At 53.3% G+C, this 21,556-nt stretch carries 16 protein-coding genes and 1 pseudogene; 9 read left to right on the forward strand and 8 right to left on the reverse strand.

Annotated elements, in window-relative coordinates; genetic code table 11:
• Nucleotides 1–60: 60 nt before the first annotated feature.
• From ACTHYN_RS04830 to ACTHYN_RS04840, 3 genes and pseudogenes are all read left to right on the forward strand, one after another.
• Nucleotides 61–303: pseudogene (locus tag ACTHYN_RS04830) on the forward strand (alpha-ketoglutarate-dependent dioxygenase AlkB); the annotation flags it as partial.
• A 125-nt stretch (nt 304–428) separates the two neighbouring features.
• On the forward strand, nt 429–1,916 hold the full coding sequence (locus ACTHYN_RS04835; protein WP_441811349.1) for a SulP family inorganic anion transporter: 1,488 nt from the start codon (nt 429–431) through the stop codon (nt 1,914–1,916).
• A gap of 1 nt (nt 1,917) precedes the next feature.
• Nucleotides 1,918–2,811 (forward strand): universal stress protein, encoded by an 894-nt coding sequence (locus ACTHYN_RS04840; RefSeq protein ID WP_441808136.1) that lies wholly within the window; start codon nt 1,918–1,920, stop codon nt 2,809–2,811.
• Nucleotides 2,812–3,341: 530 nt separating this feature from the next.
• On the opposite strand, the gene ACTHYN_RS04845 is transcribed toward ACTHYN_RS04840, so the two are convergent.
• The 4 genes from ACTHYN_RS04845 to ACTHYN_RS04860 all read right to left on the reverse strand — a co-directional run bounded on the left by ACTHYN_RS04845 (nt 3,342) and on the right by ACTHYN_RS04860 (nt 8,091).
• Entirely contained in the window at nt 3,342–5,258 is a 1,917-nt protein-coding gene (locus ACTHYN_RS04845) for an LTA synthase family protein (RefSeq protein WP_441808135.1), read from the reverse strand.
• 511 nt (nt 5,259–5,769) lie between these two features.
• On the reverse strand, nt 5,770–6,963 hold the full coding sequence (locus ACTHYN_RS04850; RefSeq protein ID WP_441811350.1) for an NAD(P)/FAD-dependent oxidoreductase: 1,194 nt from the start codon (nt 6,961–6,963) through the stop codon (nt 5,770–5,772).
• 43 nt (nt 6,964–7,006) lie between these two features.
• Nucleotides 7,007–7,813 (reverse strand): PhzF family phenazine biosynthesis protein, encoded by an 807-nt coding sequence (locus ACTHYN_RS04855; RefSeq protein WP_441811351.1) that lies wholly within the window; start codon nt 7,811–7,813, stop codon nt 7,007–7,009.
• Nucleotides 7,810–8,091, reverse strand: a complete 282-nt coding sequence (locus tag ACTHYN_RS04860; RefSeq protein ID WP_441811352.1) for a hypothetical protein — start codon at nt 8,089–8,091, stop codon at nt 7,810–7,812. The genes ACTHYN_RS04855 and ACTHYN_RS04860 overlap by 4 nt, the downstream gene beginning before the upstream one ends.
• A 190-nt stretch (nt 8,092–8,281) precedes the next feature.
• Between ACTHYN_RS04860 and ACTHYN_RS04865 the strand changes: the two genes are divergently transcribed.
• Nucleotides 8,282–9,697 (forward strand): aminotransferase-like domain-containing protein, encoded by a 1,416-nt coding sequence (locus ACTHYN_RS04865; protein ID WP_441808131.1) that lies wholly within the window; start codon nt 8,282–8,284, stop codon nt 9,695–9,697.
• A 24-nt stretch (nt 9,698–9,721) separates the two neighbouring features.
• On the opposite strand, the gene ACTHYN_RS04870 is transcribed toward ACTHYN_RS04865, so the two are convergent.
• Both ACTHYN_RS04870 and ACTHYN_RS04875 read right to left on the reverse strand, forming a co-directional pair.
• On the reverse strand, nt 9,722–10,375 hold the full coding sequence (locus ACTHYN_RS04870; protein ID WP_441808130.1) for a response regulator transcription factor: 654 nt from the start codon (nt 10,373–10,375) through the stop codon (nt 9,722–9,724).
• Entirely contained in the window at nt 10,368–11,846 is a 1,479-nt protein-coding gene (locus ACTHYN_RS04875) for a PAS domain-containing sensor histidine kinase (RefSeq protein WP_441811353.1), read from the reverse strand. Before ACTHYN_RS04875 ends, ACTHYN_RS04870 begins: the two co-directional genes overlap by 8 nt.
• A gap of 173 nt (nt 11,847–12,019) precedes the next feature.
• Between ACTHYN_RS04875 and ACTHYN_RS04880 the strand changes: the two genes are divergently transcribed.
• The 5 genes from ACTHYN_RS04880 to ACTHYN_RS04900 all read left to right on the forward strand — a co-directional run bounded on the left by ACTHYN_RS04880 (nt 12,020) and on the right by ACTHYN_RS04900 (nt 18,338).
• On the forward strand, nt 12,020–13,648 hold the full coding sequence (locus tag ACTHYN_RS04880; RefSeq protein WP_441808128.1) for an acyl-CoA synthetase: 1,629 nt from the start codon (nt 12,020–12,022) through the stop codon (nt 13,646–13,648).
• Nucleotides 13,649–13,744: 96 nt separating this feature from the next.
• A complete protein-coding gene (locus ACTHYN_RS04885) occupies nt 13,745–15,121 on the forward strand; it encodes a solute carrier family 23 protein (protein WP_441811354.1) in 1,377 nt (458 codons plus the stop codon).
• Between the two features lie 250 nt (nt 15,122–15,371).
• A complete protein-coding gene (locus tag ACTHYN_RS04890) occupies nt 15,372–16,205 on the forward strand; it encodes a metal-dependent hydrolase (RefSeq protein ID WP_441811355.1) in 834 nt (277 codons plus the stop codon).
• A 111-nt stretch (nt 16,206–16,316) separates the two neighbouring features.
• Nucleotides 16,317–17,267: a DegV family protein gene (locus tag ACTHYN_RS04895; protein WP_441810242.1), complete on the forward strand. Its 951-nt coding sequence runs from the start codon at nt 16,317–16,319 to the stop codon at nt 17,265–17,267.
• Nucleotides 17,268–17,294: 27 nt separating this feature from the next.
• Nucleotides 17,295–18,338 (forward strand): hypothetical protein, encoded by a 1,044-nt coding sequence (locus ACTHYN_RS04900; protein ID WP_441810241.1) that lies wholly within the window; start codon nt 17,295–17,297, stop codon nt 18,336–18,338.
• 120 nt (nt 18,339–18,458) lie between these two features.
• On the opposite strand, the gene fdxA is transcribed toward ACTHYN_RS04900, so the two are convergent.
• Nucleotides 18,459–18,782 (reverse strand): ferredoxin FdxA, encoded by a 324-nt coding sequence (fdxA, locus tag ACTHYN_RS04905; RefSeq protein WP_441810240.1) that lies wholly within the window; start codon nt 18,780–18,782, stop codon nt 18,459–18,461.
• A gap of 147 nt (nt 18,783–18,929) precedes the next feature.
• Entirely contained in the window at nt 18,930–21,548 is a 2,619-nt protein-coding gene (gene mutS / locus ACTHYN_RS04910; protein ID WP_441811357.1) for a DNA mismatch repair protein MutS, read from the reverse strand.
• Nucleotides 21,549–21,556: the final 8 nt, after the last annotated feature.

Genomic DNA, 21,556 nt, shown 5'->3' on the forward strand with positions numbered 1-21,556 from the left:
GTTATGACTCTTGATTTGTTTGCTAGCCAACCGGTTGAAATGAATACTGAGACTGTCTCGGAGAATGAGCGCGACTTCTCTCAGCCGATTGTATCTGTGTCTCTTGGGTTGCCTCAGGTGTTCCAATTTTGCGGACTAACACGGGGCGAGCGGCCTTTAAACCTCCCACTGGGTCATGGCGATGTGGCCGTCTGGGGTGGGCCTTCACGATTACGCTACCATGGTGTGTTCACGCTCAAGGCTGGAACGCACCCGCTGACGGGCCCTTGTCGATACAACCTGACCTTTCGTTGCGCTCGATAGCGCAGCTAGTCGCTCTTACGCCAGCACCCGCATTTTGATAGAATTCGCGCCCTTTATTTTGCCGCGATTTTTTTCTGGCAGCCCTATTTTTATTAAACAGTGTAGCCACCTGGATACCTAAGACTATGGTAAATACTTTGAAAGCCACTTGGTTTTCCAACACCAAAGGCGACCTGCTCGCCGGAATTGTGGTAGCCCTCGCGTTGATTCCAGAAGCGATTGCTTTCTCTATCATCGCTGGTGTGGATCCCAAGGTGGGGCTTTACGCCTCATTTTGCATCGCTGTTATCATCGCATTTGTAGGCGGTCGCCCAGGCATGATCTCTGCAGCGACCGGCGCCATGGCGCTGCTGATGGTCACGCTGGTAAAGGAGCACGGCCTGGAATACCTGTTGGCCGCCACCTTGTTAACCGGGGTGATCCAGATTTTGGCTGGTTGGCTGAAACTGGGGAGCCTGATGCGTTTTGTTTCGCGATCGGTGGTGACGGGCTTCGTGAACGCCCTCGCTATTCTGATTTTCATGGCTCAGTTGCCGGAGCTTACCAACGTAACCTGGCACGTCTACGCCATGACAGCAGCCGGGCTGGGAATCATTTACTTGTTTCCTTTTGTACCGGTGCTGGGCAAGGTTCTGCCATCGCCGCTGATCTGCATCGTGGCGCTGACCATTGTGGCGGTGCTGTTCAATATTGATGTGCGTACCGTAGGCGATATGGGCGAGTTGCCCGATACTTTGCCGATCTTCCTGTGGCCGGATGTGCCACTGAACCTGGAAACCCTGATGATTGTTCTGCCGTATTCCATTCCGCTGGCGGTGGTCGGCCTACTGGAATCCATGATGACAGCCACCATTGTGGACGATCTGACCGATACAGAAAGTGACCGTAACCGCGAGTGCCGGGGGCAGGGCATTGCTAATATTGGGTCTGGTTTACTTGGTGGTATGGCTGGTTGCGCAATGATTGGTCAGTCGGTTATCAACATCAAATCCGGTGGTCGCACCAGGCTGTCCACGCTTACCGCCGGTGTGTTCCTGATGGTGATGATACTGGTGCTGGACGACATATTGGTGCAGATTCCCATGGCCGCTCTGGTGGCTGTGATGATCATGGTGTCTATCGGCACCTTCTCTTGGGAATCTATCCGCAACCTGAAAACCCATCCGCTTTCTACCAACATTGTGATGTTAGTAACCGTGTGCGTGGTGGTTGCAACCCACAACCTGGCGCTGGGTGTGTTTGCCGGGGTGTTGCTTGCGGCACTGTTCTTTGCCAACAAGATCGGGCACTTTATGGAAGTGCAAACGACTCTGGATGAATCGACAGGTACCCGCAGTTATAACGTGATGGGGCAGGTGTTTTTCAGTTCCTCAGAAAAATTTGTTGCTGCGTTTGATTTCCGCGAGGTGGTAGATAAAGTGGTGATAGACGTTAGCCGCGCCCACTTCTGGGACATTACTGCGGTGGGTGCGCTGGATAAGGTGGTTATCAAGTTCCGCCGTGATGGCGCGGAGGTGGAAGTGATCGGCATGAACCAGGCCAGCGCTACCATTGTTGACCGCTTTGGAGTGCACGACAAGCCGGAAGGCGTTGACCAGTTGATGGGCCATTAATATGCAAGATACGATAGGTAACCCTCAAGCGACCCCGCAGGATACATTGCATGTTGTAGCGTGTGTCGACGGTTCCCGTGCGGCACCGGCGGTGTGTGATTATGCTGCTTGGGCCAGTAAATATATGGGCTCACCATTGATCCTGTTGCACGTGCTCGACCAAGAGCGCTATCCCGCGGAGCCAGATTTGGCCGGTAACATTGGCCTGGGTAGCCGCGAGCACCTTTTGGATGAATTGGCGTTGCTGGATCGCAAGCGGGCCAAACTGGCTTTGGAGCATGGCAACCACATGCTCGACGAAGCCGCCTACAGGTTACGGGATGCCGGCCTTGGCGAGATCAAAAAACGCCAGCGCCATGGTGACTTGACCGAATCACTGTTGGCCATGCAGGAGCATACGCGCCTGCTGGTAATGGGGCTGCACGGCGAAAGTAGCTCAGAACGGGATCAGCGTATTGGCAGCCAGCTGGAAACCGTTATCCGCAGTATGAGCCGGCCTATTCTGTTAGTGCCGAATGAATATTCTGCGCCAAAAAGCGCCATGTTGGCCTTTGATGGCAGCGCCACGGCTTTTCGTGGGGTTGAGCATCTAGCTGCCAGTCCGGTACTCAAAGGGTTGCCTATGCACCTGGTGATGGTGGGTGATGAAACACCCGAAGCCATGGCTCAGCTTCGTAAGGCCGAGACCATGCTGGCGCCATTGGAGTCTGAAATCACCCTGGCTGTTCGTAGCGGTGAAGTAGAGCCTGCGCTGCACAGTTATCAGGAAGAGTTCGACATCGATATTCTGGTGATGGGCGCTTACGGCCACTCGAAAATCCGTCGTTTTTTGTTGGGCAGCACAACAACCAACATGTTGAACTCTGCTAAAACACCGCTGGTGATTTTGCGTTAAGTTTTCCCGTAGAACCTTAAGCAATAAAAAAGGCAAAGCCACATAATGGCTTCGCCTTTTTTATAACGAAAATCGGAGCTTACAGGCCCAGCTTCTCTGCCACGTAGTTTGCGTCTTTGTCGCCACGACAACGCATTCAGGCATTCGTCGTCTGTGGCGCTGGCGTATTCCACTCGGCCTAGATCTTTCAGGTAACTGTGTTGCGGGCCGCTGCCCGGGCTTGCCCAGTGTCATTGTCGCGCCTGTATCCAAACCCTCACCAGCCGGCTCTACACCCACCAGTTTGACGTTTTCATCGTTCAGAAAGGCTGTGAACATACCGATGGCGTTAGAGCCGCCGCCTATGCAGGCTGTTACGTAATCCGGCAGTGTGTTGTAGCGCTCTGTTCAGGATCTCCCCCCGATCCGACGCAATGGGGTGCCCGGGCAGAGTGTCCGGATAATAGAAGTTGGTCAATGATCAAACAGTCATGCCTGCAACTGAGCGGTCATGACGGTAATCGGCCCAGTCTGCGAGACTTGCTAGTTGGTTATGGGGAATCCGGGCTAGTCGTAGCGAGTACCCGGGAACGAAGGTAATAATCCATCAATCGATGATATTCCTCTGGCCACCCAGCATCGAATGGCCGGTTCTCTTCCGGCTGTTGCTGGTTGAGCAGCGGGTCATCTTTATTCCAAGGATAATACAGTCCGGACCTGTCATTACTGAACGCTCCATGCTCATTGATACTGCGCTTCAGGTTGAACCCCACGTTACTGACCCCATCCGTGCCCAGCAGGTTTTCACCGCCGAGGGTAATATAGTCCTGGTCTGACAGGCTGAAATGATACAGTGTCGGGAAAATATCCCGGTGCGACCCGATGCGCATTGGGTCATATTTGTGTGGCGTGTTTTCAAGGATCGGGTCCGGCACGTGTAGGAAGAACGGCACCGCATAGGTAAGACCATATTCCGTGGGCTCATCTGTACTCAGGTTCCGCACGCGGTGATCGCCGGTTACCGCAATAATGGTGTTGTCGCGCAGAGTCGCGGACTGCTTGATACGCTTCATGAATTGACCTAGCGCATCAGAGGCGTACTGAAAAGTCTCAAGAAGCACCTTGGCCTGCTTGCTCTCATACTCGGCCATGGCGGAAAACCGATCGCTGATTTCCGTCGGCTCGGGCTCATAGTTTTCCGGCACCTTGTACGGCGAATGATTGGTGGTGGTCATAATAAAGAGCAGGGTGGGCTTATCCGCCTCTTCCATTAGCTTGTTGGCAAACTGGAACAAAAAACCATCGGGCACGCCCCAGGTACCTGAATATTCGTCGGCCTCGGGAATCGCCTCAATAATGTCATTTTCACCATAGACATGGTCAAACCCCTGGGCAGGCAAATAGCTAGCCAGGTTACGCCACATGCCATTTCCACCGTACAGGAACGCCACTTCATATCCTGCCTGCTTGTAAGGCAGAACAGCAGAACCTGGTAAGGCGGTATTCCGGGCCGAGGAATGACTGATGGTGGCCACGGGGCTATGAAACAGTGTCATGACAATGCTGTCGATCGTCCCGGAGGTGCCCGCCAAAAAGCGCTGAAAAAGAAAACCGTCTGCGAAATGAGGGCGAAGGCTTCCCAGCAGGTCGTTACCTGGAAGATTGTCTTCCACCATAATATTCATGCCCATACCCTCCATCATGGCCACAACCACATGGGGCGGGTTCTGTTGGAGGTGATTATTTTCTGGCGTGTGATAAACCGGGGTCGGCTGGCCGAGCACTTTCTCCATCTGGGCGCTCAGCGTGGGCTCAGAAACTGGATCAAAACGCCGCTGTTCCTGGTAATCAGTGGTCGCCCAGTCCAGTGCCATAAATACGTTCGGGGTGATCATATTCAGCGGTTTGTACTGGGAAACGCTGGCGTGATAGCGCTTGAGGGGATGACTATCGAGAGTTCCTCGCGCTGTCACAAAGGTGGACAGAAAAATTGTGGCTACCGCCAGTGACGTAACGCTCCAGTGCCAATAGGCTTGCGGGTTTATACGACCCAACGGAGCGTGGAGGAACCACCGGGAGGTCAGGTATGCCAACGCACCGACAATGAACGCCACCAGAAAACCACGTACCACGGGATAGTCTTCCCAGATATTGACAAGCACTGCGGTTGAGTCGTCTTCCCATAGCCCGAAAACAAAAAGGTCAATATGGCTGCCATAGGTTGTGTAGTAATAAAAATTGCATATGCAGCCGACTACATAGAGTGCTGCTACAACCGTATGATAACCGACCGAAAACCTTAACCAGCGCTGGTAAGCGCCATGAAACGCGGCGGCGACAAGGCCGCTCAACAAAAGAGGTGAATAGGCAATTGCCGTTACCTTGGCATCAAAACGCCCGCCAACAAAGAAAGCCCTCCAAGTGTCATCACCAACCCCTGTTGCTGGCAACACATCCTGTATATACATGAAAAACAGGTAGCGCGAAATCAGCAGTATGCTGAAGGAAAATAGAAAGCACTTGAATAAAAATAGTGATAGCTGACGAAAGCGGGATTGATATTTCATCTTGGGAAATGGCAACACGTGTAAGGGTCAGGAAATCAATAACTGGCTCAACAACAGTCATCCGCATGGTAACGGGCGTCGAACACCGGGGACGTTATGCATGACAAGCAAGCACGTCTGAGCCAATCCATAGGAAGCAAATATTTTATAGCGGAAAGATGTCGGCTACCACAGCAATATGACAGATCGATGTTTTTTGCCTGCCTCGGTCTAAAATTGTGCGCTAGTGCGTGTCTACTCCTAACAAGAATCTGAGTAGGTAGGGGCCGAACCTACAGCAATAACTGCCCCTCGTCTGCCAGAAAACGCACCCGCCTGAAAATCTGGTTCTCGGAAATGTCCAAAAACAACTACGATTGTCTAAAATCGAATTATTCTAAACAATCAATCAATCAGTCAATCAGTCAATCAATCAAGCTGCCTGCCCAGCCGCCACGCCCGAAGCCCAGGCCCACTGAAAGTTGTGCCCGCCCAAGTGGCCGGTTACGTCTACAACTTCGCCAATAAAGAACAGGTTTGGGTGATCCAGAGCGGCCATGGTTTTTGATGAAAGCTGGCGGGTATCTACGCCGCCCAGCGTAACTTCCGCCGTTCGATACCCCTCTGTTCCGGCAGGTTTTACCGTCCACTGGGCCAAAGAGTCTGCAATCTGCTCAAGATCGGTGTTTCTATAGCTTTGAAGTGGACCTTGCCAGCTGTAGAGTTCGTTAAATGCCTGTGCGAAACGTTTTGGCAGGTGCTGGGCGAGGTATTGCGCCACGGTGGACTGTGGCTTTTGTTTGCGTAGGGATGCCAGGTCTTCTTGGATATTGCGTTCCGGGAGCAGGTTGATGGTCAGCGGATCGCCGGGCTGCCAAAAGCTGGAAATTTGCAGCATTGACGGCCCACTCAATCCCCGGTGCGTGACTAGCATAGGTTCACGAAAATGCTGATTGTTGCAGGCTGCTTCTACCGGACAGCTTACGCCAGACAGTGGTGCTAACTGCTGCTTCAACTCCGGGTGGAGAGTGAAAGGCACCAGCCCAGCCCGGGTGGGCAGAACCGTGAGCCCGAATTGTTTGGCGATCTCGTAGCCGAATCCTGTGGCACCCATGGTTGGGATGGACAGGCCGCCGCAGGCGATAACCAGAGATTCACAGGTCAAAGTGCCGGAGCCCGTGTTCACGCGGTAGTGTTCAGCTTCTTTGCCGACGCTCTTAACGTTGGCCTTCATGCGAATCTCAGAGCCCGCCCATTCGCACTCTGTCAGCAGCATGCTAAGGATGTCTTTTGCGCTGTCCTTGCAGAACAATTGCCCTGCAGCTTTCTCTTCGTGCTCTATGCCGTGGCGTTCCACAAGATCCAGGAAATGCTGTGAGGTGTAGCGCTTTAGGGCGGAGATACAAAAATGCGGGTTGTCTGATAAAAAATTGGCTGGGGCGCTGTTGAGATTGGTGAAGTTACAGCGGCCACCACCAGACATGAGAATCTTCTTCCCGGGTTTGTTGGCGTGATCAAGCACCAGTACCTTGCGCCCGCGATAGCCTGCGGTGGCCGCGCACATCAGCCCAGCAGCGCCGGCCCCTATGATGATCAGGTCGTACTGGTTACTGGAACTTGTTGTCATTACTGCCCGCCCTTTGGTTTATATGGCGGGCAGTATATCAGCCTCACGTTAGGTGTACGGTTCCTTCCATATAAAACGTCGCCTGCCCAGCAATGGCAACACGGTCACCTTTCAATTCACAGCGCAATAAACCGCCACGGGATGAAAGCTGCCGGGCTTCAAGCTTTGTTTTGCCTAGTGTCTCCGCCCAGTAGGGCGCCAGAACACTGTGAATAGAGCCGGTAACCGGGTCTTCATCAAGGCCTGCGCCGGGCGCAAAGTACCGACTCACAAAGTCGGCAGTCTCACCCGGTGCGGTGATGATCAACCCGAGATTGTCCAGCTCTTTTAACAGTCGCATATCTGGTTGCGCGGCTTTAACGGCGGCCTCGTTTTCCAGAACAACCATGTAGTTGGCGTCGCTTGGTACGTAGAAGGCTGTGGTGGGCGCGCCTGCAAGGGCTTCGCTGATAAGTGCCGGTGTTTCCCGCTCCTCGATAGGAAGGTTGGGGAAGTCTAAAACCAGCCAGTCGTCTTGGGTTTTGTGAACACCCAAAGGGCCGCTTCTGGAGTGAAGGCGAATGTGCTCCGCAGGCCAATTCAACTTATTGAAAATAACCCAGGCACTGGCCAGAGTGGCATGTCCACAAAGCGGCACCTCAATATTCGGAGTGAACCAGCGGATATGGAAATCCGAGTCATCAACACCAGGCTCGGGCACAAAAAATGCCGTCTCCGACAGATTGTTCTCTGCCGCCAGAGCCTGCAACGTTTCGTCCGGAAGCCATTTTTCCAACGGCATTACAGCAGCGGGGTTGCCTTTGAAAAGCTCACTGGTAAAGGCATCTACCTGATAGATGGGGTAAGTCATGCGCGGTTCTCCAAGAGCAAACGCTTAGCGTAGTGCCGCGCCTTGTGGCTGGCAAACTGAGCCAGTTCCCGCTCACTGTAAAAGTGCAGTTCGGGAAGTGGGGATTGGTGAGTGACTACCCAGTGATCTTGGTCGCGCTGATCAACCGAAAACCCAAGGTCTTGCAACCACTGATGAGTGATGCCCAAAGACTCGGAATACAGCGGTACGGCACTCGCGTGCAGGCCAAAAAGATTGTTCCGGGTGGCGGATAAGTTGTGGATGTGAGCGATGCCCATGGTGAAACTCCTTCTTCTGATTGCGATGTTATTATTGTCCCCCTTAGCTGACATCCATAACAGATTCAGATAATCTGTTTTTGAACCGGTACAGGGTGTGTTTTTGATTATCTGTACTGGTGGGTTTTTCTGACATCTGTACTGTTCTGCTCAGGTGTCAATCTGTAGCAGCGAGCGCGAGGCAAGCAGAATGGGTGTTCTATACAGCCAAGTGGCAGACAGGCTTCAGGCATTGATTCAGGAAGGGGTCTATCGAGACGGCGATAGGCTGCCGGGTGTGCGGGTGCTGAGCAAGCAGCTTGGGGTTAGTATCTCAACGGTATTGCAAGCCCACCAAACACTGGAAGCCCGCGGTTATCTTCAGGCGCGGGAGCGCAGCGGCTATTTCGTGCGTTTGCCAGTGGTTGATGCCCCGGAACCTATAATGCACAAACACCGCAATCGCCCAGTTCCGGTCAGTGCCCGTGAGATGGCGCTGGATTTGTGCGCGGATGAGCAAAAGCGCATGGTGCCGCTGGCTACGGCTATTCCCCATGCGGATTACCTGCCGTTGCGGCAGATTCAGCAGAGCACACTCTGGGCGGCACGGCGCGGCCTTGAAACATTGGACTATGCCTTTCCGGGCAAGGAGTCGTTTCGTAGGCAGATCGCCCAGCGTATGGCGACCATGGGCGTGCCTATAACCCTGGAAGATGTACTGGTTACCAACGGGGCTCAGGAAGCCATTATTCTTGGCTTGCGCGCCGTTACCCAGCCAGGTGACATAGTGGCGGTTGAGTCACCCTCATTCCCCGGCATTTTGCAGGCGTTAGAAGTCGTTGGGCTGCGGGCCATGGAAATTCCCACACATCCTTCGGATGGTCTAAGCCTTGAAGGCCTGCAGCTGGCTTTGGAGCAGTGGCCGCTGAAGGCCTGTGTGGTGGTGGCCAACCACAGCAACCCTATGGGCGCCAGAATGCCCGATGAACGCAAAAAACAGCTGGTGTCGATGCTTGCTGCAGCTGGAGTGCCGTTGATTGAAGACGATATTTACGGTGATCTGTATCACACCGGCGAAAGGCCCCGGCCCGCGAAAGCTTTTGACCGCACCGACAATGTCATTTACTGCAATTCTTTTTCAAAGACCATTTCTCCGGGCCTAAGGCTGGGCTGGATGCTACCTGGGCGCTACATGGCGAGCGCCCGACAGCAAAAGTATTTTTCTAATCTGGCTACGTCATCTATACCGCAGCTCGCGGTTGCGCATTTTTTGGAGCAGGGCGGTTACGATCGTTACTTGCGTTCTGCACGACAGAATTACCGAGAGGCGGTAGAGCGTATGCGTACTGCGGTGGCACGTTCATTCCCAGCGGGGACGGCAGTAAGTAGGCCCCAGGGCGGCTTTGTGCTTTGGGTACAACTGCCCGCTGGAGTCTCCGGCACCCGGGTGTATCACCGAGCCCGGGCGGAAGGTATCAACGTGGCACCGGGTTTGATGTTCTCGATTTCAGGCAAGTTCGAATCTTGCTTGAGGCTTAACGGCGGCAATCCCTGGAGCGAACGTATCGACCAAGCCATCGCCAGGCTTGGTGCGTTGGCTCATGAAGAGCAGGCTCAAGGTAGTTAGTTGAGTGGCCATTGCCCAGTTCGCTCAGGGCTCAGCGCGCAGGTTCAGCGCGTCCACCAGGCCGGCTGCAATAGCTATGCCAGTCACATCGGGTAGTTTTTCTGCCCCTAAACGCTTCATCACCCGGGCCCGGTATAGGTCAATGGTCTTAACGCTAATGCTCAGCTGGTCGGCAATTTCCCGACTTGTGTAACCTAACGCCATTGGCAGAAACACATCCCGTTCTCGGCGCGTAAGGGTCGCGATAAGTGCGCCTGTCTTCTCGTCGCCTAATTGCAGATGGTTGGATTGCTGCCTAGCTTCCAATGCCTGCTGCACGCTGTCCAGAAGGAGCTGCTCATTGAACGGTTTTTCAATGAAATCAAAGGCGCCGGATTTAAATGCGCGCACCACGATGGGTACATCCGCATGGCCAGACACAAAGATAATCGGCAGTTCAATGCTTCGCTTTTGTAGTTCTTCTTGTACGTTGAGGCCGCCAAGGCCTGGCATTCGGACATCCAGCACAACACAGCCGCCCCGACTATCTCCCAAGGCATCAAGAAACTTGCGGCCATCGCTGTACGCTTGCACATTCAAACCGACTGATTCCAGCAACCACTGGGTGGATTCCAACATGCCTGCGTCGTCGTCCACAATGTAAACGGTGGTGGTATCCGGGGCAGGTTGGTCACTCATCGGGTGAAATCTCCGTGCTTGGTTCAGGTTTGGTCGCAAGAGCGGCCGGGAAGCGGCAGATCAGCTTCAAGCCGCCGGTAGAAGCGGGCTGGGCATCCAGAAAGCCACCAAAACCTTCTATAATGGAGCGGCTCATTGACAGCCCTAAGCCCAGCCCTTGAGGCCTGTTGGTATAAAACGGCTGAAACATCTGGCGTATGCCCTGATCATCAAGGCCCGGGCCTTCATCCACGACTTCAATCAGCGTTTCTCCCTTGTTGTTTACAGAGGTTGAAAGAACCAGGCAAGAGCCTGCGCTACCTGCGTGAGAACTGCGCGCCTCCACGTTTGCTTCGATACCGTTGCGGATCAGGTTGATGAGTACCTGTTCCAACAACACCGGATCTGCAGTGATGGTTGGAGCGCAAGTGGTGGATGCACAGATAATCTCCACCTGGTTTTTGTCGGCTTCCCATTGGCATAACTGGGCGACAGTGGTGAGAGTCTGGTTTAGCGAAACTGCTGCCGAGCGCTTCTGGCCCTTGCGGAGGAAGGAGCGCAGGCGTCGGATGACTTCTGAAGCGCGATTGGCATGATGGATAACTTTTTGGAGGCCATCGCCGACACGCTCTAAGTGCTCTGGTTTCTTTGTCGCACTTTTAAGGTAGCGCTGGCTGGCGCTGGCAAAATTGACGATGGTTGCCAGCGGCTGGTTCATTTCGTGGGCAATGCTTGAAGCGAGTTCGCCAAGCGTGGCCAGCCTTGAGGTTCGTGCAAGTTCATCGGCCAGCCTGCGGCTATTTTCTTCCGAGGCCACCCTGGCCGTGATGTCCCTGGATACGCTAACTACCTCAATCACCGCACCTGTGTACGTTTCTCTGATTGCCCGGCTTGCGATCTCAAACCATCGTTTACTGCCATCACGATGGCTTATATCCAAAGTCATGGTGGCGTAGCCGTCGTCTCTCAGTAAATTATGAGCCTCAATCAACTGCTGGGCGGCGTTATCACTGTGGAAAATATCCTCCAGGCGTTTTCCCCGAAGTTCCTCCGGCCAGTATCCTAGCAGGCGCCATGATGCCGGCGTGGCATCAATAAAGCGCCCATCTGGTGCGTGTCGTGAAATAAGGTCGGTGGTGTTTTCTGTAATCAAGCGATAGAGCCGGTTCGACCGAACAGCCTGCTCGTGTGTCAGTATATCGTGTGTGGCATCCCGGCTACGGGCCAGCACTTGGCCGGTTTGTGGGCAAGGAATAAATGTCCACATGAGTATGACGGTGTTGATTCGAGCTTCCACATCCTCGATGGCCCGGGCCTGATTTAAAGCAGCGTTCACCAGTGCCTTCACATTTGGCGGGAGTAAGCTGGAGGGGCCTTGCAGGTTGTTTGCCATCCACAATGTTTCCGCAGCCTGATTGCTCCGCAGAGTGTGTGCCGAGTTGTCTAGGATCACGCTAGGTTGCGGGTCTGCGTCTGACAAGCTAAAACCCATAGTAGGACAGAATCTTTTGTAAAGTTTGAAGTATAGTAATTATACTATAATACGTTGGTGTAATTTCTAGTCACTGTGCTATTAAATACCATTCCGGTCATATGAAAGCATAGTCACTTTACTCATTTGCTGAATACACCACAAAAACAACAGGCTCACAAGAGGAATACTCAATGACCTCGATCTTCGATCAGGGCCTTGCGCCCGTTGATGCCAATTATGCCGTTCAATCCCCGATTGATTTCATCGAACGTACCGCCAGCGTGTACCCGGATTCCCCCTCCATTATTCATGGGGCCATCCGTTACAACTGGTCGCAAACCTACGACCGGTCACGGCGTCTGGCGTCTGCGCTGAAAGGGCGGGGCATAGGCCGAGGCGATACTGTGGCTGCTATGTTGCCCAATATTCCGGCTATGGTGGAGTGCCATTTCGGTGTGCCGATGATTGGCGCAGTGCTAAATACGCTGAACGTGCGCCTGGATGCAGAAGCCATTGCTTTCATGTTTGAGCATGGCGAAGCCAAGGCAGTGATTGCCGATCGCGAATTCGGCGAGGTGGTTCGCGATGCCGTCAGCCGTATGGAAAACAAGCCACTGGTTATTGATGTGGATGATCCGGAATACGGCGAGGGTGTTCAGGTTAGCGACTTGGACTACGAAGCGTTTCTGAAGGAAGGCGATCCTCAATTCCAGTGGAGTTTCCCGGAAAGTGAATGGGATGCCATATCACTGAACTATACCTCCGGAACCACCGGCAATCCTAAAGGTGTGGTGTATCACCATCGCGGTGCTTATATCAATTCGCTGGGTAACCAAGCCGTTTGGTCGATGGGAATGCATCCGGTGTATCTGTGGACGCTGCCAATGTTCCACTGTAACGGCTGGTGTTTTCCCTGGACGATTACGGCTATGGCGGGCACTCACGTTTGCCTGCGCCGGGTAGATCCGGAGAAAATCTTGCGGTTGATCAAAGAACACCAGGTTACCCACATGTGCGGTGCGCCCATTGTGCTGAACGCGCTGCTGAATGTGCCACCTGAGTCCAAGGCCGGTATTGATCACGAAGTCCGCTCTATGACCGCAGGTGCGGCTCCCCCGGCTCAGGTGATTGGTGCTGTTGAGGAGATGGGCATTAAGGTGACGCACGTATATGGCTTGACGGAAGTTTATGGCCCGGTAACCGTTTGCGCATGGAAATCCGAGTGGGACGAGTTGCCGTTGGATGATCGTGCCAAGATCAAAGCCCGCCAGGGCGTGCGCTACCACACCCTCGCAGGCACCATGGTGGGTGATCCGAATACCATGGAGGCCGTCCCCAAAGATGGCAAAACCATCGGCGAAATCTTCCTGCGTGGCAATACGGTGATGAAGGGGTATCTGAAAAACCCGAAAGCCACCGAAGAAGCTTTCCGTGGCGGCTGGTTCCACACTGGGGATCTGGCGGTGATGCATGAAGATGGCTACATGGAAATCAAAGACCGTCTGAAGGACATCATCATCTCTGGTGGCGAGAACATATCTACTATTGAGGTTGAGGACACGCTTTATCGACATCCTTCCATTCTGGAAGCGGCCGTTGTGGCACGACCTGATGAAAAGTGGGGCGAAACGCCTTGTGCATTTGTAACCCTCAAGCCGGAAGCAGGCGATGTAAGCGAAGAAGATATCATCAGCTTCTGTCGTGAGCATCTGGCTCGATTCAAGGTGCCCAAGACTGTTGTTTTCTCGGAGTTGCCCAAAACCTCCACGGGTAAAATCCAGAAGTTCGTATTAAGGGACCAAGCCAAAGAACTGGACTGATTCCCTGACCGGCAGCACCCGTCCCGGTGCTGCCGAATACCCTCACAAAAACAACATGATTGGCATTCGCCGCTGGCGAGTGCAGGAGACGCTATTATGCAAATATTCCAACGTAAGAAAGGGGAAGAGCAGCCTTTCTGGCCAGCTGGTCCTTTTAAGATCCGGCTTCCTTTTGTTCATTACCGCTGGGAATTTGCGGAGATGGTTCAAGGGTTAATCATGTTTGTGGTTAGCCTGGCCATGATTCCGCTATTGGAAACCTATCTGGGTGTGCCTTACGACGTGGCGCTGGCCTATGTGGTGATCTGTGGCATTGGTTTCTTGCTGCCCGCGCTGTTAGGTGTGCCCCTTGTTCCTGGCTGGATTACGCCGGGTATTCCTGTGGTACTGCTGTTTTTGAGTGATTTTGAGCCTGGCCCCGAGGCTATACAGGCGATGTTCGCATTGCAGTTTTTGGTGTTTGTCATTTTCCTTTTACTTGGAGTGACACGTCTTGGAAGCAAGCTGGTAGACGTGATACCGCGATCCATGAAGGGGGGCATTATTATTGGTGCGGGTATTGCAGCGCTGATGGGGGAAATTGAGGCAGGTGGTCGCCTTGCCAATACGCCGATTTCCTTGATTGTCGGCGGCCTGGTTTGTCTGTATCTAATGTTCTCAGTGTCGTTCAAAGGATTTGTCGAGAGTAGCTCCATCGCGCGCAAAATCGCCAATTATGGGATGGTGCCGGGTATGATTGTGGCCATTCTGGTGGGCTTCGCTACCGGCGAATATGACGTGCCAGATGTGCAGTGGGGTATTACTAAGCCTGCTTTTGACGAGTTGTGGAACTATCTTCCGTTTTCTGTGGGTTTTCCGGATGCCGAAGTATTTCTCTACGCTATTCCAACGGCGGTAATCGCCTACGTTATTGCTTTCGGGGATATCGTGGTGGGCCAGTCCCTGATGAATCGCGTGGATCATCTTCGTAAAGACGAAAACATTGATAACAGCATCGATCGTGCGCATTTGGTAACCGCAATCCGGAACGGCGGTCATGCCTTCTTTGCTCCGTACCCTGGCTTGGCCGGTCCGATCTGGACAGCAGTAACCGCTACCATGGCCGAGCGTTATAAGTATGGTCGCAACGCCATGGATTCTATCTATAGCGGAGGTGGTACGTTCTGGGTCACCGGATTCATAGCTCTGTTTGTTTTGCCGCTGGTGAGCTTTTTCCAGCCGGTGTTACCCATTGCACTGTCTCTGACTCTGCTGTTGACCGGTTACATTTGTTTGATGGTTGGTCTGGAGCAGTTGGAGAATAACACCGAGCGGGGCATTGCCGGCACCATGGGTGTGGTGCTGGCAGTTTATGGCGCTGGCTGGGGGTTGGCGACCGGTGTGGTTCTTTATTTGTTGATTGAACGAACGAAGTTGCTTGGCTTTACTGCAGACCCTGAAGCTCCGGGTGCAGAAGAGGCTGACAAGCACTGAATTGATTGTTTCCGGCTTGCCCGGAGGCAATCCACACCCTGTGTGTCCTTGGGAGGCAAAAAGCCTCCCTTTTTTTTGCCAGCCGTTTTCATTCCTCTCTCGACCCACTACTGGCGATATGTCATTTTGTGACAATCTGTCCGTTTTCCTGAGTATTCCCTTCCTTCCCTCTCGTTCTCATGACTAAACTGGCGGTGCTGGTGATTTTTTGTTCGCCGTTCGAAAGCCATAATAAAAACAGGAGGCAGTCATGACCGTTAGCTCCACTCCCCTGGGTGTGTCCGTTAAACCGCGGTCCCTTCGCTTTGATGGCAGCGAAGAGCTGAAAACGCTCTGGCATAGTGATGATGCTTTCCGGACAGCATTCTTCAATGCGCTGTCGCTTCAGTTTCCAGACGGTGAACAGCAATTTATCAATGCGGTTCGGCTATATCAGGATAGGGTTGATGACCCCAAACTAAAAGCCGAAATTCGTGGATTTATCGGGCAAGAAGCGTTGCACAGCCGTGAGCACAAAGCCTACAACGAGGCGCTGAAAGCACGGGGTTATGACGTTGAACGATTGGATCGCCGATTTCGCAAGCATATGGAATGGGTTGGAAAGCTGTCGCCTAGCCGTCAACTGGCCGGCACTTGCGGCGCCGAGCATTACACTGCAGTGCTAGCCAATGCCATTCTGAGCCACCCAGAGTGGCTGGAAGGCGCAACGCCTGTTATGGCAAAGCTCTGGCGCTGGCATGCTATAGAAGAAACCGAGCACAAATCGGTGGCGTTTGATGTGTACCGGGAGTGCGTTGGTAACGAGCGCTTACGGCGGATTATTTTCCTGTTTGTGACCTGGAATTTCTTCAAATACACCTTCTTGAACACCTGCAGTTTGCTGAAAACCGATGGCAAGCTTTGGAGCCTTCGCACCTGGCTTGGAGGCCTCAGTTTCCTGTGGGGTAAACCCGGTATTTTGCGAAGGTGTATGCCTGACTTTCTGGCGTACTTTCGTAAAGGCTTCCACCCGTGGCAGCAGGATAACCGAGCGCTTCTGGAGAAAAACCTCCGTGAGCTGGATCCTGAGACAGCTGTCGTATAACCCGGGGTGTACGGAAATCCGGTGCAGGGTATGTAAAATTGAACCTTAATTGCGTGATTACAATAAAGCGCGCTTCCTTTTCTGACAGCGGCCCAAAACTGGAGGCCCAGTATGCGAGTTGGTCTGATCGTCGATTCGGCGTGTGATCTACCTTTCGAGTTCAGTCGCAAACACGACTTGTTTATTCTCCCCATTACGGCGGTTATTGATGGGGAGACCTACATTGATGATCACGACCCGGTAAGAACTCAGGAGTTTTATCAGAGTGGGCTTTTAGAGAAAGGGCGACACGCAGAAACTCAAGCCTTTACCACCGAGCAAATATACGACCTGTTCATTGAGAAAATTGTTCCCCAGTTCGACGTGGCGGTCTGTGAGACGGTCACCCGTACCCGTAGCCTGATTTACCAGAATGCTACGGAAGCCATGAATAGCGTGATGGCCAATCACGAACAGGCGCGTGCCGCGTCGGGCCGTGAAGGCAAGTTTTCCATGCGCGTGATTGATAGCAAACAGATCTTCGCAGGGCAGGGTTTGCTGGCGGCTCATACGCTTCGGCTAATCGACCAAAAGCTTTCCAAAAATGCGTTGCGCAACGAAGTGGAGAAGTTTTCAGATAAAATATACACATGCATCATTCCCCGGGATCTCCACTACATTCGCGAGCGCGCCAGGCGACGGGGCGATAAGAGTGTGTCGGCAATGTCGGCGTTTCTGGGTAAGGCTTTAAACATCACACCTGTGATTTTCGGTCAGGGCGTGGAAGGTCAGCCAGTGGCAAAGACCCGCAGCTTTGATATGGCGGTGGAAAAGGTTATGAGCTATGCCGCTGCCCGAGTTGAGGCTGGACTACTAACTCCCTATGTAAGCTTATCCTGCGGCTTAACTTGGGCCGAAATCGAAGAGTTGCCTGGTTTGAATCAGCTCAAAAGTGCCTGCGAGCGCAACGGTGTTGAACTATTGCTTTCGCAGATGGGTATTACCAGCAGTATTTATGTTGGCCCAGGTAGTTTATGCCTGGCGCTGGCGTCGGAATCTCACAGTTTTAACGACTATCAGTAAATCTCTACAAACGCGGCTACCAACACCATGACCAGTAAAAAAAATGATTCAGCCAATCAACTACTTGAGCTGCATGTAAAGCATGAAGTGGCCTCGCTGAAAGGCGCCAAGCTGCGCAAATTTCTGAAACAAGAGGCGGATGAACTTCTTGATCACGCGGGTAGTCTTACATTGAATCGCCTTGCTTCAGAAGGCCAGGTGATGGAGACCATTCAGCGTGTTGTTGTGAACATGGAGCTGGATGCGGGGATACCGGAACTGGCGGGCGAGATGGCCGCCGAGGTGCTGAACGCCCCAGTTCAAGCGACGACAGCCCTGGGTGAAATAGTTACCCGTGAGCAGGCCACAGGTTTTGTAGAAGAATTGCTTGAGCTGAGGCACCAGCGCGAACAGGTGATTAGCGAGATTATGGCGCACCCGGTTTACCAGGAGTTGATTTCAAACGTGGTTTATCAGGGGGTGGTCAATTACCTCTACGAAGACAATCTGATTACTAAGTCAGTACCCGGCGTTGGCTCCATGATGAAGTTTGGCAAACGTATGGCCAATAAGGCTGTTCCGGGGCTGGATGAAACGTTTGAGCGCCGCTTCAAGGCTTGGCTTTCAGACAGTTTGCCAGGGCTGATTGGCCGCAGTGAGCAGTTTCTTCAGCGGGCGCTTTCCGATGACGAAGTACGGGATACGGTGATGGCGGCCTGGGTGGCCGTTGAAGATAAAACGATCGCGCAACTGCACGAAGGGCTGGGAGACGTTGAACTGCAGGAGTTTGTGGTGCTTGGTTACGAATTCTGGCTGCAGTTCCGAAAAACCGCCTACTTTGAAGGCTGTGCTCAGGCTGTGGTTGCGCATCTTTTTGTGAAATATGGCGATCGGCCGCTTACCGATCTGCTCGGCGACGTAGGGGTCACTCGTGAGGTGATTATGGCGGAAATCGATGCTTGGGCCATCCCGCTCATTGACGTGCTTCAGGAGGAGGGTTATATCGAGGCCCTTGTGCGACGGCGGTTGTCAGGCTTTTATAAATCCGCGGCGGCGCGCAAAGTTTTAGAATCCAAAGCGCTAGAATCCTAGTGGCTGCTCGCTGTTATTGAGTAGGCAGGCTAGCTGGGCCAGGTAGATTAAAAAAGGGAAGCCGATATAGGCTTCCCTTTTAGCATTCTGGCTTAGGCGATAGCGCCAAGCTTGCTGAAATTACCTCTCCAGATACTGCAGCTTGTTAGGAACACCGTCCCATTCAGCGGCATCTGCCGGCGCATCTTTTTTCTCGGTAATGTTTGGCCATTTGCCCGCCAGATCGGCGTTAATTTCTACATACTGCTCTTGATCTGCTGGCAGCTCGTCTTCTGAGAAAATAGCTTCAACCGGGCATTCCGGCTCGCACAATGCGCAGTCGATACACTCGTCTGGGTCGATTACCAAAAAGTTCGGCCCCTCGTAAAAACAGTCTACTGGGCAGACTTCCACACAGTCTGTGTGTTTGCACTTGATGCAGTTATCGGTAACGATAAACGCCATAATCAAATCCCTGGTCCAGTGGTCAATCTCATCTGGAGCTAATTGTCAGCTCCATGGTTATATTTTAATGGGCGATATTGTAGGGAGCAGCCCTCGTAGCCGCAAGCGTTTGGCTGCTATAACCTTATTACCCAGGTCAACTTCCTGTCAGTTTTTCAATAATCCCTTCAATTCGTAAAGCCGATTCATGGCTTCTCTGGGTGATAGTTCGTCTAGATCGAGATCTTGAAGTGCGTCTTCCACGGCGCTCGGCTCTGCACTGGAAAACATATCACTCTGGTAAACCGCCTGGCTGGATGCTGCCGGCTGCTTTTGGTGTGGCTCAGCTATCGATGTATGCACGGGAGTGGCGGTCGCCGCACTACCTTCCAATTGCGCCAGTTGAGTTTTGGCGTTACGTATAACGTTTTGTGGTACACCGGCCAGTTTTGCTACCTGTAGGCCGTAGCTTTGGCTGGCAGGACCTTCGTGTACGTTGTGCAGAAATACAATGCTGTCGTCGTGCTCGGTTGCGGTCAGGTGTACATTTACCGCGTGCTCAAGGTCGTCCGCCAGTTGTGTGAGCTCAAAATAGTGCGTGGCGAACAGTGTGTAGCAGCGAATCTCCTTCGCCATGTGCTCTGCGGTGGCCCAAGCCAGAGACAAACCATCGAACGTACTGGTGCCTCGGCCTACTTCGTCCATAAGAACCAAACTGAACTCAGTGGCATTGTGCAGAATGTTTGCAGTCTCTGTCATTTCTACCATAAAAGTAGAGCGCCCACCGGCAATGTCGTCTGATGACCCCATGCGGGTGAAAATGCGATCCACCGGCCCTAGTACGGCACGGTTTGCAGGCACGAAACTCCCGGTGTAGGCGAGTAGGGCGATCAGAGCTACTTGGCGCATATAGGTGGATTTACCACCCATGTTCGGACCGGTAATAACCAGCATTCGGCGTTGGGTATCCATCACCAGATTGTTGGGTACGAAAGGTTCATCAAGGAGCTGTTCCACTACCGGGTGCCGCCCATCTTCAATATCGAACCCCGGAGAGTCACGAAACTCAGGCGCGGCAAAACGCAGTGTAGAGGCACGCTCGGCAAAGTTGCTGATCACATCCAGCTGTGCCAATGCTTGAGCGGCATCCTGCAGTGGCGCAAGTTGTTCGGCCACCGTTTCTAGCACTTCGTCGTAAAGGGCTTTCTCTCTTGCTAGCGCCCGGCTTTTGGCGCTTAGGGCTTTGTCTTCGAATTCTTTCAGTTCGGGCGTAATAAACCGTTCAGCGTTTTTCAGGGTTTGGCGACGAATATAATCCACTGGCGCCTGAGCAGATTGCGCCCGGCTGATTTCAATGTAGTAGCCATGTACCCGGTTGTAGCCAACCTTCAAGGTGCTGATGCCGGTGCGCTCACGCTCGCGGGTTTCTACATCCAGCAGGTATTGGCCGGCGTTTTCACTGATGTTGCGCAGGTCATCTAACTGTTCATCGAAACCCTCACGGATCACGCCGCCTTCACGAATCACAACCGGTGGATTGTCGATAATTGCCCTTTCCAGCATATCTGCCAGCTCGGGGTATTCGTCAATCACTGTGGCCAATTCGGCGATGTGGGGTGAGTTGACTGGCTTGAGGGTTTGCTGAAGTTCGGGCAGAGCTATAAAAGCATCCCGTAGGCGTGCCAAATCTCTCGGGCGAGCTGAACGCAGTGCCACACGGGCCAGTACACGCTCAATGTCGCCCACGGTTTTTAAAAGGCCATGTACCGGTTCGTAATGGAAGCCCTCAAGCAGTGCTGATACCGCTTGCTGGCGCTGTTGCACCACATTCACATTCCGCAGTGGGCGGTTCAGCCAGCGCCGTAACTCCCGGCCGCCCATAGACGTTGCGGTTCGGTCCATCACCCAGGCCAGAGTATGTTGTTGGCCGCCCATGAGGTTTACGTCTATTTCCAAGTTTCGGCGGCTGGCGGCATCCAGAATCACCGCCTCATCGCGCAGCTCCCGGGTCAGCTTACGAATGTGAGGCAGGGCGGTGCGCTGGGTTTCTTTTGCGTACTGCAGAAGGCAGCCGGCGGCACAAATGGCCAGGTTGAGATCTTCACAGCCAAAGCCGGTGAGGTCTCGAACCTGTAATTGCTGGGTGATTACCCGGCGAGCTGTATCGCCTTCAAACAGCCAAGGCCCCTGACGACGAATGCCGGTAAAACCCGTCAACACTTCCTCAAAAGGAAAGTCTTCACTGATAAGGATTTCTGCTGGCCGCAATCGCTGCAGCTCTCCCTGCAGGGCTTCCAAGCTTTCCAGCTCTGAAACCACAAAGCGCCCACTGGAGATATCCAGTGACGCAAAGCCGAACTGCTCCCGGTGGTGGAATATGGCCGTCAGCAGGTTGTCGCGGCGGTCTTCCAGATAGGCGTCATCGCTCAAAGTGCCGGGGGTAACAATTCTGACCACTTGGCGATCAACCGGGCCTTTACTGGTTGCCGGGTCGCCGATTTGTTCACAGATAGCTATGGATTGACCCGCTCTGACCAGCCGTGCAATGTATCCCTCGGATGCGTGAAACGGAATACCTGCCATGGGGATTGGGTTGCCGCCGGACTGGCCTCGTGCAGTGAGGGTAATGTCCATTAGCTCTGCGGCTTTCTTGGCGTCGTCATAGAACAGCTCGTAAAAGTCCCCCATGCGGTAGAACACCAGCTCATCCGGGTGTTGACCCTTGATCTTAAGGTACTGTTGCATCATTGGGGTGTGTTGGGGTTTGTTGTTCTGAGCTGCTGACATGAACGCGT

The organism is Marinobacter sp., assembly GCF_052091845.1.
GTDB lineage: Bacteria > Pseudomonadota > Gammaproteobacteria > Pseudomonadales > Oleiphilaceae > Marinobacter.

What these genes read in the sequence shown, in the direction of transcription:
- fdxA (WP_441810240.1), bottom strand. Translation starts at nt 18,782, where the DNA reads ATGGCGTTTATCGTTACCGATAACTGCATCAAGTGCAAACACACAGAC.
- ACTHYN_RS04895 (WP_441810242.1), top strand. Translation starts at nt 16,317, where the DNA reads ATGCGAGTTGGTCTGATCGTCGATTCGGCGTGTGATCTACCTTTCGAG.
- ACTHYN_RS04845 (WP_441808135.1), bottom strand. Translation starts at nt 5,258, where the DNA reads ATGTATATACAGGATGTGTTGCCAGCAACAGGGGTTGGTGATGACACT.
- ACTHYN_RS04860 (WP_441811352.1), bottom strand. Translation starts at nt 8,091, where the DNA reads ATGGGCATCGCTCACATCCACAACTTATCCGCCACCCGGAACAATCTT.
- ACTHYN_RS04900 (WP_441810241.1), top strand. Translation starts at nt 17,295, where the DNA reads ATGACCAGTAAAAAAAATGATTCAGCCAATCAACTACTTGAGCTGCAT.
- ACTHYN_RS04850 (WP_441811350.1), bottom strand. Translation starts at nt 6,963, where the DNA reads ATGACAACAAGTTCCAGTAACCAGTACGACCTGATCATCATAGGGGCC.
- ACTHYN_RS04890 (WP_441811355.1), top strand. Translation starts at nt 15,372, where the DNA reads ATGACCGTTAGCTCCACTCCCCTGGGTGTGTCCGTTAAACCGCGGTCC.
- ACTHYN_RS04865 (WP_441808131.1), top strand. Translation starts at nt 8,282, where the DNA reads ATGGGTGTTCTATACAGCCAAGTGGCAGACAGGCTTCAGGCATTGATT.
- ACTHYN_RS04880 (WP_441808128.1), top strand. Translation starts at nt 12,020, where the DNA reads ATGACCTCGATCTTCGATCAGGGCCTTGCGCCCGTTGATGCCAATTAT.
- mutS (WP_441811357.1), bottom strand. Translation starts at nt 21,548, where the DNA reads ATGTCAGCAGCTCAGAACAACAAACCCCAACACACCCCAATGATGCAA.
- ACTHYN_RS04885 (WP_441811354.1), top strand. Translation starts at nt 13,745, where the DNA reads ATGCAAATATTCCAACGTAAGAAAGGGGAAGAGCAGCCTTTCTGGCCA.
- ACTHYN_RS04870 (WP_441808130.1), bottom strand. Translation starts at nt 10,375, where the DNA reads ATGAGTGACCAACCTGCCCCGGATACCACCACCGTTTACATTGTGGAC.
- ACTHYN_RS04835 (WP_441811349.1), top strand. Translation starts at nt 429, where the DNA reads ATGGTAAATACTTTGAAAGCCACTTGGTTTTCCAACACCAAAGGCGAC.
- ACTHYN_RS04875 (WP_441811353.1), bottom strand. Translation starts at nt 11,846, where the DNA reads ATGGGTTTTAGCTTGTCAGACGCAGACCCGCAACCTAGCGTGATCCTA.
- ACTHYN_RS04840 (WP_441808136.1), top strand. Translation starts at nt 1,918, where the DNA reads ATGCAAGATACGATAGGTAACCCTCAAGCGACCCCGCAGGATACATTG.
- ACTHYN_RS04855 (WP_441811351.1), bottom strand. Translation starts at nt 7,813, where the DNA reads ATGACTTACCCCATCTATCAGGTAGATGCCTTTACCAGTGAGCTTTTC.